Origin of the sequence: Prosthecobacter sp. (assembly GCF_044373815.1) — a bacterium.
Classification (GTDB): domain Bacteria; phylum Verrucomicrobiota; class Verrucomicrobiia; order Verrucomicrobiales; family Verrucomicrobiaceae; genus Prosthecobacter.
On the sequence record NZ_JBIPNG010000195.1, the window covers coordinates 1 to 11328 of the forward strand.

6 protein-coding genes and 1 pseudogene are annotated in these 11328 nt (G+C 59.4%); all 7 read right to left on the reverse strand.

Annotated features, from left to right (window positions below; all coding sequences use genetic code 11):
• Positions 1-1265: pseudogene (locus tag ACIREA_RS16375) on the reverse strand (hypothetical protein); the annotation flags it as partial.
• A 136-nt stretch (positions 1266-1401) separates the two neighbouring features.
• Positions 1402-2340 (reverse strand): DUF6807 family protein, encoded by a 939-nt coding sequence (locus ACIREA_RS16380; RefSeq protein WP_397383370.1) that lies wholly within the window; start codon positions 2338-2340, stop codon positions 1402-1404.
• The gene (locus ACIREA_RS16385; protein ID WP_397383371.1) at positions 2337-3755 is read right to left on the reverse strand and encodes a DUF1501 domain-containing protein; all 1419 of its coding nucleotides are present in this window, start codon (positions 3753-3755) and stop codon (positions 2337-2339) included. Before ACIREA_RS16385 ends, ACIREA_RS16380 begins: the two co-directional genes overlap by 4 nt.
• Before the next feature lie 3 nt (positions 3756-3758).
• On the reverse strand, positions 3759-6797 hold the full coding sequence (locus tag ACIREA_RS16390; protein ID WP_397383372.1) for a PSD1 and planctomycete cytochrome C domain-containing protein: 3039 nt from the start codon (positions 6795-6797) through the stop codon (positions 3759-3761).
• A 101-nt stretch (positions 6798-6898) separates the two neighbouring features.
• Positions 6899-7987, reverse strand: a complete 1089-nt coding sequence (locus ACIREA_RS16395) for a serine hydrolase domain-containing protein (protein WP_397383373.1) — start codon at positions 7985-7987, stop codon at positions 6899-6901.
• Positions 7984-9915: an MBL fold metallo-hydrolase gene (locus ACIREA_RS16400; RefSeq protein ID WP_397383374.1), complete on the reverse strand. Its 1932-nt coding sequence runs from the start codon at positions 9913-9915 to the stop codon at positions 7984-7986. The genes ACIREA_RS16395 and ACIREA_RS16400 overlap by 4 nt, the downstream gene beginning before the upstream one ends.
• 14 nt (positions 9916-9929) lie before the next feature.
• Positions 9930-11234: a M20 family metallopeptidase gene (locus ACIREA_RS16405; RefSeq protein WP_397383376.1), complete on the reverse strand. Its 1305-nt coding sequence runs from the start codon at positions 11232-11234 to the stop codon at positions 9930-9932.
• Between the last annotated feature and the right edge of the window lie 94 nt (positions 11235-11328).

An 11328-nucleotide genomic window follows, 5' to 3' on the forward strand; every position in this document is an offset into this window, starting at 1 on the left:
CGCTCTTTTGAGTCAGGCACGATGCGCCAGATGCGGCCCTGATTGAACGGCGTCTCCAGTTTGCGATCCTTGATGTTCGCGATGAGGTAGTGCGTCAGGAAGCTCTGGTGCTGGATGATGCCGCGATACATGTCCACGAGGTAAAGTGCGCCATCAGGGCCATTGGCGGCCTGCACGGGGCGGAAACGCTCGTCGGTGGAGGTGAGGAATTCGGTGGTCTTGGCCGTGTTGGTGGCCTTCACGATGCCGTCCGTTTCGCTCATGGTGAATCGCTTCACCAGGTTCGCGCAGGGCTCAGGCACGAAGGCGTTGCCGCGGTAGGCGGCGGGAAAAGCATCGCCGCGATAGATCAGTGCGCCGCAAGTGCCAGTCGGTTTTGGCAGGGTGCCGTCGGCGCGGAGTGATTTCGCCTCGTAACCACGATTCACGCCAGGTGTGGGATGGGAAGGGTAGAGAGTCTGATCCGCAGCCACTTTGGCATTGATGCTCGTTGCGTTGCGCAGCAGCGGGTTGCGGGTGAAAGCTTCCGTGGGAAGAAGGTCGGCACGGAGCATGTCGGAGTTGTAGTTAAAGTAGAGCCTGCCGAAGTCGTCCTGGCACAGTCCCCACTGGCCGCGACCGAGGCCGGTGTCCTTTTGCCATACGCCACCGCGAAGTTTGAAACGGGTGGAGTAACCCGCGCTCCAGATGGCATTGTCCATGGCCCAGATCGGAGTGTTGGCCATGTGCTCCGGCTGACCGCCTTGTGTGCCGAAGTCAGTTGCAACGACATCTTTTACATCGGCTTTGCCATCGCCATCCGTGTCTTTGCAGAAGTACAGATTTGGCGGCACGGCGATCAAAGCTCCGCCATTCACGGCCAGCACGGCGCGTGGCATGACAAGGTTGTCGAGAAACGGCGTCGCTTTGTCCATGCGGCCATCGCCGTCGGTGTCTTCGAGCAGGGAAACACGGCCGGTGGGTTCTTTTTCGCCTCCCCCCTCAAGGTCGTGCATGTAGCCGCGCATCTCGACGACGTAGAGCCGCCCCTGGTCATCAAAGCTCATCGCCACTGGCGATTCGATCATCGGCTCGCTGGCGACGAGTTCGACATGGAAACCTTTTTCGACCTTGAAGGTCTTCATCGCCTCCTCCGGAGACAATGGCGCGGGCGGCGGCAGCTTGAATTTCAGTTCGACCTTCTCGGGTCCGGCGTTTTTTTGATGAACGGCCTGTGCAGAAGGCAGGAACGACGACGCTAGAATAAACAGCGACGAACGCAGCATGAATGAGGGGAACCTTTGGGGAGGCATTGAGGTGCGGTTTTTTGGTTTTGAGGGGGCAATCACCAAACCATATGCCGGGCGAAATCCTAGTCGCTCAATGACCAATCTTGGTATTTCTGACGTCGTGGTTTTCGCCTCATTTCTCCTTTTTCGGCTTCGGCTGCTCAGAGCCTTTGATGGTCAGTGTTGGCACGGGCTCGTCCTTGCCTGCGAAGGCATTCCATGCCTGCTGAAACACGGCGGCATCGCGCACATCACCTTCGGCGACGAGCCATTGGTAGTGCAGCTTGAATGGGGCTTCGGCGCTGGCTTTACCCTTCGGGAACATGCCGAAGCGGCCGTAATCACGATAGGCGGAGGTGGCGGTGTCTTTCGGATTGTCGGGATGGTTGAGAATCACGACGGTGAAGGTCTTGCCTTCTACGGTGAAGACCTCAGCGGCCCATGGCAGGTCCCTGACCTTGTGCGCGTCAATGTTTTCACCGGGGAAGAGGTAGGTCGTCGTTTTGGTGTCCACCAGTTCGGAGGGGCGGAACTGCGCACCTGCGTGTTCGGGATCGCCACTCATCTCGGCTTCGCCGCTGACGGGCTTGATGGCGCTGGTCATGTCGATGCCGAGATAAAAGGGCTTCGCGGGGGTGGAGAAGGTGAAGCGGCGTTCTTCCGTCAAAAACGCATCTTTGGTATCTCCCTGCCAGTCGATGGCGGCGGTGAAGCTGGAATCGCCGGGTTCGATTTTGGTCACGACCTGATCGCCGCCTTTCATATGCCAGCGGTCGTATGATTTGCCACCGTAGCTGATCTTGCTGAAGCCGAGGAAGATGCCGCGATGATGGGTGAAGTTGAATTTCGGACCTTTGGTAAGACGGGTGGCTCCGGTGGAATCGAAGACGTGCAGATACGGTTTGTAGGTGTCGTGATGGCGATCAGGCGTGCTCAGATCATTTGCCATCATGAGCCGGGCGACGACTTTGCCGCCGTTTGAAATATCGACGTGGTCTTTTTCCGCGACCGTGATCTCGAAGGCGGCGGCGTTGAGTGCTAGAGCGAGAAGGATGAGAGCGGTGGGTTTCATGCGAGAATTTTTTGAATGACTTTGGCACCTTCGACGCCGGAGAGCCTGGCGTCGAGGCCTTGGAATTTGAAGCTGAAGGCGTCGTGCTGGATGCCGAGCTGGTGGAGCATCGTGGCGTGGAGGTCGTGCACGGTGGTGATGTTTTCCTGCGCGGCATAGCCGAGGTCATCGGTGCTGCCGAAGGTGACGCCGCGCTGGATGCCCGCACCGGCGAGCCACATGGACATGGCCTTGTTGTGATGATCGCGGCCGATGGGGCCTTTGTTGCCCTGCGCCATCGGGGTGCGGCCGAATTCGCCGCTGAAGACAATGAGCGTGTCATCAAACATGCCGCGCTGCTTGAGATCTTTGATCAGTGCCGCGCAGGCCTGATCCACTTCTTTTGCACGCAGCGGTAGTTCTTCCTTCAGCAGGCTGTGGTGGTCCCAGTCACGATGGTAGAGCTGGATGAAGCGGGTGCCGCGCTCGGCGAGACGACGGGCAAGAAGGCAGTTCGAGGCGAAGGAGCCATCGCCGGGCTGACAGCCGTAGAGTTCGAGCGTTTTGGCACCTTCGCCGCGGATGTCCATCAGCTCAGGCACGCTGGCCTGCATTTGGAAGGCCATCTCATACTGGGCGATGCGGGTGGCGATTTCGGGATCATCGCAGAGTGCGGCGTGCTGTTTGTTGAGCGCATTGATGGCGGCGAAATCGCGGCCCTGGCGCTCGCGTGTAACGCCGTTTGGGCTGGTGAGGTAGAGCACGGGATCGCCGAGCGAGCGCAGCTGCACGCCTTGATACTTGGAAGGCAGGAAGCCGCTGTTCCACTGCCGTGCGGCGATGGGCTGCGGATTCCGGCCTTTGCCGGTGGACATCATCACGACAAAGCCTGGAAGATCATCCGCCTCGCAGCCGAGGCCATAGGTCACCCATGATCCCATGCTGGGACGTCCGGCGATCTGTGCTCCGGTGTTCATGAACATGTGAGCCGGATCGTGATTGATCGCGTCCGTCGTCATGGAGCGCACGAGGCAGATGTCATCTGCGACTCCGCCGATGTGTGGCAGCAGTTCTGACAGCTCCGTCTGGCATTTGCCATACTTTTGAAAACGGAACATCGGTCCTTTGCACACGAGCTTCTGGCCCTGGAGCTGCGCAAGCTGCTGCCCTTTCGTGAACGACTCCGGCATCGGCTTGCCGTCCATCTCCGCCAGCTTGGGTTTGTGGTCGAAAAGTTCCAGCTGCGAGGGGCCACCGGCCATGGTGAGCCAGATGACGCGCTTGGCTTTTTGTGGCAACGGCAGGGTGCCGAGGACTCCGCGAGATGCGGCCTGCAAAAGCTGCGGCTGCAAAAGCGATGCCAGAGCTACGCTGCCGAGACCTTGGGTGGTGCGGCCGAGGAAGGCGCGGCGGGTTTGGGCGGAGGTCGAGTGCATGGTTCAGCTCCTCGTAATGGTTTCGTGCAGGTTCAAAATCACGCGCGCGACGTGCGCCCACGCCGCGAGTTCACTTGAATTCAAATTGGGTGAGACTGGCGCCGCACCGGTTTTGAGCAGTTCCGCCGCCGCAGCGGGATCTTTTTGGTAATCGGCGAGCTGCTGGGCAAACAATGCCGAGAGCGTTTTGAGTTCGTCCGCACTTGGCTTGCGCTGCAAGGCCTGCTGTACGGCCCAGGTGATGCGCTGGCTGGCATCGCCGCTTGATTCGGTCAGGATGCGTGCGGCAAAGACGCGGGCGGCTTCGACATAGGTCGGATCGTTCAGCAGAACAAGGGCCTGTTGCGGGATGTTGGAGCGGTTGCGCTCGGCCACACATTCCTCACGACTTGGCGCGTCGAAGGCGAGCATGGATGGATGCGTGAAACTGCGCTGCCACCAGGTGTAGAGGCCGCGTCGATACAGGCTTTCGCCGCTGTCGTTCTGCCACTCGCGTGTGGGGAAGTTCAGGTTTTCCCAGTATTTGGCGGGCTGGTAGGGCTTCACACTCGGGCCGCCGATTTTGGGGACGAGCAGGCCGGAGATGGTGAGCGCATTGTCGCGCACGAGTTCGGCATCCAGGCGGAAGGGGCTCTGGCGGGCGCACTCGCGGTTGTAGGGATCAGCGGCGGTGAGTTCCTTCGTGGAGGTGGAGGCCTGCTGATAAGTCGCGCTGTTCGCAATGATACGGATCATGTGCTGCATGTCCCAGCCGCTGTCCATGAATTCACAGGCCAGCCAGTCGAGGAGAGCGGGATTTACCGGTGGTTCGCCCTGTGCGCCGAGATCGTCGAGCACCTTGCTCAATCCGGTGCCGAAGAACTGCTTCCACAGGCGGTTCATCACCGTACGGGCGGTGAGTGGATTGTCCTTGGAAACGAGCCACTGGGCGAGGTCGAGGCGGGTGAGATCACGGCCTTCGATTTTAGGTTTCGGCAGATAGCCGGGCAGGGCGGCTTTCACGACTTCGCCACTTTCATCCATCCAGTTGCCACGCGGCAGGATGCGCACCGTGCGCTTGTTGGTATCGCTGATGGAGACGATGCACTTGGGTGCATTGTTTTCGAAATCCGCCTTCTCCTTTTCGACGGTCGCGATCTTGGCGCGGAGGTCGTTGAGTTCGGGGGCGATCTGCTTGTAGGCGGCGGTGAGTTTCTGCTTTTGCTCAGGGGTACGCTTATCCGGCGCTGCCTTGAGGATGCCGGCGATCTCAGCCGCCGGGAGGGAGGTGCCGGGCGCACGGATGGGCTTGGGTGAGTTGGTGGAGCTGAGACGCAGATTGGCGATCTCGTTATTTTCTCCCCAGCCAAAGGTGAGTGTCAATGTGACTGCGGCATTGGCTTCCGTGACAGGTGCGGCGAGTTCGAGGTAGAGCGACTGATCGGCTCCCGTGGCACCCAGAACGCCCCAGCCATTTTCTTTCTTGTCCGCGATGCCATCAATAGCAGTGGCGGCGGGAAAGGTTTTTTGCTCAAAGGTGGCGCTGGCAAAAGCGATGGGGAGCTTGTTCTTTCCACCTGTGAGAGTGACTTCGCTGAGGACGAAGTTGCCATTCGAGGCGAGGCCGATGCCGGGCAGCTTTTCCTTGAGCGCTTCAAGGCGGATGCCTGTGGTGCCCAGCGGCAGCTTGGTGATTAAAGTGTAGGCGTCGGTGCCGTCGTTCTGCTTACGCTCGTTGCGTTTGGCATCAATGGTGCCACGCACCACGCCTTCTTTGTCGGCCTTGAGGGCCACGTTTTTCTTGGCTGATGACGCGGTGACTTGCTTCAATGGCTGCCACATTCCGCTGGCGGTCACGGCCTCCAGTGCCTGCTTTTCCCACTTCGCCTGCGCGGGGGCGAGTTCGGGGCGCGGTTTGGCAAATTCGGCCTGCAGTGTGGTCAACCGCTCTGCAATGTCGGCTTGGCGTTTCCGACCTGCTTCATCGAGCACCATTATGCCGGGTTCACGGCGGCCGAGAATCGGCTCCTTGATGTCGGCGAAGAAAGCGCCCAGCGAGTAGAAATCGCGCTGGGTCCACGGGTCGAACTTGTGATCGTGACACTGGCAGCAGCCGGTGGTCTGGCCCATCCAAGCATTGCCGACGGCACGAACGCGGTCGGTGAGCATGCGCTGCTCGTAGTCCTTGGCCTGTGCGCCGCCTTCTTCGGTGGAAAGCAGCAGCCGGTTGAAAGCGGAGCCGACGCGTGTCTCCTGAGTGGCGTCCGGCAGCAGGTCGCCGGCGATTTGTTCGAGGGTGAAGCGGTCGAAGTGTTTGTTGCTGTTGAAGGACTGGATGACGTAATCGCGGTAAGGCCACACGTTGTGCGGATTGTCACTGTGGTAGCCGATGGTGTCGGCGAAGCGCACGACATCGAGCCAGCCGATGGCCATGCGTTCTCCGTAGTGCGGGTTTTTGAGCAGGCTTTCGACCAGCTTTGCATAGGCGGCAGGAGATGCGTCCTTTTCAAAGGCGGCCACTTCCTCCGGCTTGGGCGGCAAGCCGATCAGATCCAGGTAAAGCCTGCGGATCAAAGTCCGAGCATCGGCCTGCGGCGAAGGCTTGAGACCGATCTGCGCGAGACGCTGCTGCACCAGCACGTCTACGCCGTTCTTGCCAGCCGGGATCGCTGCCTTCACCGGTTTCTCATAGGACCAGTGCTGCTGATAGGCCGCGCCCTGATCGATCCATTTTTTCAAAATGTCCTTCTGCCGCTGCGTGAGCTTCTTGTGCGAATCCGGCGGAGGCATGAGATCATCCGCGTCAGCGGTGAAGATGCGCGAGACGAGTTCGCTCTTCGCAGCCTTGCCAGGAATGAAAGCCTCTGCTTTCACGGCTTCGTCGCGGATGTCCAGCCGAAGGTCAGCCTCCCGGTGCTTGGGATCGTTGCCATGGCAGTAGAAGCAGTTGTCCGACAGGATCGGCTGCACATCGCGATTGAACTCGATCTTGGCCGGGACTGGCGGCTCGGCGGCGTGGAGGCCGAGTGTGGCAAGCAGAAGAAGACAGGTTGTTTTGGTCATAAACGGTCGGAAAGGAATACGCGCCCACAGAACGCGATATTGACGCCTGAATTGCCTCAGGAGCACATATCTTGCGAAAAATCCCCCGTACGCTGATGCAGCTAGTGAGTCTTTGCCACCACATCCGAGACCGGATGCAAAATCGTCTCTGCTGAAATGCGCGAGGGCAGGGAAGTGAGGATGACGCAGGTCGTGTCGGTCGCCGGATCAGCCCAGGCCAGGGTGCCGGTCGATCCGCTGTGGCCGAAGCTTTGCTGTGAGCAGTTTCTACCGAATCCTTCTGGCCCCAAGGCGAAACCAATGCCGCGACGGGCGGCGAGGCCTGGGGTGTGGTTTTGCAGCATCAGGTGTGTCGTCTTTTTGCGCAGCACCTGGCCTGAAGGGTGCATGAAGGCTCCAAGAAAGCGCGCCACATCGGTGGCGGAGCCATGCGCACCACCCCATGGGGCCGCGAGATTGCGCCAATAGGGGCTGTTCCAGTCCCAGGAGGCGGCTTGCGGATCTCCTGCACCGGATTCGGGCGCGGCGTGTTCCGTCTGGCAACGGATTGTGTCTGCCAGTTTGAAGCGACCAAGGCCCAGAGCGGTGTGAGTCATGCCGAGGGGGGTGAAAACCTCCGTTGCCAAAAAATCAGGCAGTGGCGTCTTGGTGATGCGCTCCACAATTTCCGCCGCAAGCAGGATGCCCATGCTTTGATAGTGATACTTCGTCCCCGGAGCGAACAGCAGCGGCGTGCGGACCGCACCTTGCACGAATTCTGCGAGGGGTGTGTGGCGGGAACGTAACTCGGTGTTGTTCTCCAACTGATCCGGCAGACCGGAGGTGTGCGCCAGCAGTTGCTCGATGGTGATTCGTTTGCGTTCACCTTCGTTGAACTCCGGGATGAATTTCATCGCGGGATCAGAGAGCCGCAGTTCTCCGCGATCCGCCAGCACCATCACGCCAGCTGCTGTCAGCGTTTTCGTGATCGAGGCGAGAAGGAAAACAGCATCTGCATTTCCTGCTTTGCCAAAGGCTTGCTGAAACGTGTCTTTGCCTTGCCTCACATGCAGCACGGCGGATTCGAGAATGTCGGCATCGACTTTTTGCTGGATGATCTGGGCGGCGGCTTGCATGCGGTCAGGAGTGGTGCTGTGGCTTTTCGTCGCCGCGAGGCCGGTCAGCAAGGTAAGGATGGAGCGGCGGTTCATTGAGCAGTTTCTTTTTTTGCGGGTTCTTTGGCCTGGATGATGAAATCAAAAAGCTGGCCGTAATGCTTGCCGTCGAGCGTGATGTCCATGGGCACCATTTGCACGCCAGCGGGGACCTGGGCGGGATTGGCGGTGAGTTTGATCTTAAAGCTCTGGCGTGATTTCGCAGGGACAGAGCCTTCGAGGAAAGCGGGATTTGCGGTGATGCCGGGAGGAAGCTGAAGCACGATGCGATGCTGCTGCACAGTGTCGCGGAAATTACGCACGGTGATACTGACTTCCTGCGTGCTTTGCTTCTGGAGGTCCACACGATACGGATAGGCGCTGACCCAGTAGGGATCGTAGAGATACTCATAGTTCGCGTCGGGTAGCAGCTCCTTGTATTCGCGGATAATGCGCTGCGCCCAGTCATGATAGCGCTCGATGAAAGCCTCAGGCTCGGTCATGAGCACACCGTGCGCGCCCATGATGATGTCGGGTTGGAGCTTTTGCAGGTATTTGGCGGCGACGAGGTAGCCCTCATCGATGATGGCGCTGTTGCGTGCGTTGACGCATTCGTGGCCGTTTTGCGATGCGTCGGCCGGATCGCCGAAGAGGTTGTCTCCGGTAAAAACGACCTTTTTACCGTCGAGTTCCAGCCAGAGGGCATTGCCGAACTCGGTCTGGCCGGGCATCCAGTCGATGTGAAGTTTGTAGCCTTCCCATTCGATCACTTCACCTGCTTTGAGGATACGGTCGATCTTGGCCTGCTCAAATCCGGCGTTGTAGGCGCCGATCATCGCGGGGTAGTCGTAGTACCGCGGGTTTTCGCATTTGTCGGCGATGGTGTCCATCGTCCAGAATTTCACGCCATGGTCCTTGAGCGCAGGGAAGAGCGTGAAGTGATCGCCATGCGAATGGGAAATCCAGCAGGCGTCGATTTGCTTTAGCCCCAGAAATTCCTTCATGTCGCTGATGATGCGTTCGAGCACGAGCTTCGGAAACAGGCCGCAGTCCAGCAGCAAAGCGTGACCGCTGTCGGCGATGATGATGGCAAAGTTCTTCCCCGCCATCTCCGGGCCAAACATGTAGAGGTGCGGCGTCACCTGCACGATGTAGTGGGCTTTCGTGGTTTTTGTTGCCGGGTGCTGCGGACGTTTGCCAAAGGATTCCACAGGATAACCACGCACGTAATCCGGGCGGAATTGTGTCAGTCTGTCCTTGTAGGTCTTGAGCTGCGCCGTGGCATGCGCAATGACCGGGCCTTGTGACGCCAAGGCGATGTCCGGCTTGAGTGTGATCAGCTTGTCCACTGTGGAGATGAGCGCATCGAGTCCTTTGGCAAAGCCGTAGTCCCACTCAGTGTCGAACCAGTTCGTCATCTTGGCACCGTCGTGCATGACGCCGCCGGTGAATGCCAGCGTGCGTTCGCCTTGCTTCAGCATGAAACTCATCCCGCCCGGGGAATGGCCCGGAGTGCTCAGGCAGGTGAGCGTGAGGCCGTTCCAGTTGAAGGTGTCGCCATCCACGAGTCCCTTGTCGATCTTCACCGGCTGGGCAGGTGGGCGGAGGTAGCTGGAGCCATGTACGGTGAATTTGTCGCCAAGGCGCGGGTTCCAGTGGCGAAACTCATTCGGGGTTTCGAAGAAAGCCTGCTCCTCCTTTGGTGCGGCGACTTGGGTCGTTTGGCGGTCAAGCTTCGATGCCCCCTGGCATTGCTCACGATGATGATCGGTGAAGAGAACCCATTCGACCCGCTTCACGCCGATTTCCGCCAGGTGCTCCAGCACACTGCCATCGCCCAGATTGATGAGCAGGGCGCTCTCGCCATGCTTCAGCACATACACATTGCAGGTGTCCTGCCAGAGAAAAACGTCAGGCGCCGGTTGTTGGAACTCGGCGAGCGCGAGGCTTTGCAGGATGAGGAATGCAGCGAAGAAACGAAACATTGGGCCGGCAACGGTTACTCACGCTTGAGCTCGTTCAGCACCGCAAGCGTCATGGCTTTGACGCCAAAGCTGATCGAGGGCGCTGGTTCGGGACGATAGAACGGGGAGTGCAGGCTAGGCAGGATTTCGCCGGTGGCTTTAGCCTGCTCGATTTTTTCGGGTGCGACGGTGCCGAGCCAGGCGAGGAAGACGGGGATCTTGTCAGCTGTCATTGTGTAGCGGGAGAAATCCTCTCCGGCCATCGTGGGCTTGCGTTCGACGAGGCTGGTTTTGCCAAAGGCATCCGCCCAGACTTGGGTCACGCGCGTGGTGAGCGCTGGATCATTGTGCAGGGAGGGGGTGCCGGGGCCGACCAGCGAGATTTCCGGAAGCAAATTTTCCGGCAGTCCGGCGGCGATGCCGAGACCACGGCATATGCGCTTGATCGAATCCAGCACTTGTTTGCGTGTCTCGGGGCTGGTGGTGCGCACGGTGAGGCCGAGTTCCACTTTGTCGGGGATGATGTTGCTCTTGGTGCCGCCGATGAACTTGCCCACTGTGATCACGACGGGCTCCACCGGATGCAATTCACGGCTGTCGATCGTTTGCAACGCCAATACGATCTGCGAGGCGAGCACGATGGGATCCTTGGTCAAGTTTGGCATCGCGCCGTGACCGCCGATGCCTTTCACGACGATATCCACGGTGTCGGTGCTCGCCGTGGCCGGACCGCTGGTGAAGCCGAAGGTGCCGGTAGCGAGACTTGAATCGCAATGCAGTGCGAGGCAGACATCGGGCTTGGGAAAGCGTTGAAACAGGCCGTCCTCGATCATCGCCAGCGCACCCATGCCGCGCTCCTCCGCCGGTTGCGCGATGAAGACGAGCGTGCCTTTCCACTGATCTTTCGAAGCTGCGAGCGCCCGTGCCGCGCCGATCCAGCATGTCATGTGCATGTCGTGTCCGCAGGCATGCATGACGGAGACCTCATTGCCCGCGTCATCCTTGGTGGTCGTCTTGCTGGCGTAAGGCACCGAGCCGATCTCGCGCACTGGCAATCCGTCCAGATCCGTACGCACGAGCACCGTCCGCCCCAGCCCGTTTTTCAACACGGCCACCACACCAAAACCGCCCACCTTTTCTGTCACCTCAAAGCCCGCCTTTCTTATTTCGCCCGCCATGCGAGCGCTCGTTTTCTCTTCATGAAACGAAAGCTCGGGATGCGTATGCAGATGCTCATAAAGCTGGATCAACGAGGGCCGTTGTTCTTCGATGAAGGTGTCGAGAGAGTCTGCAGCCTGCAGGCTGGTGGAGAGGAGGAGAAGGGAAACGAACAGCTTCATACGGTAATGGCGGTGGTGAGGGAGCTCAGTGCTACAGCTCCTTGATGAAGATGTGGCGGAACTCCACAGCGTCCTTGTGGTTTTGCAGGGTGAT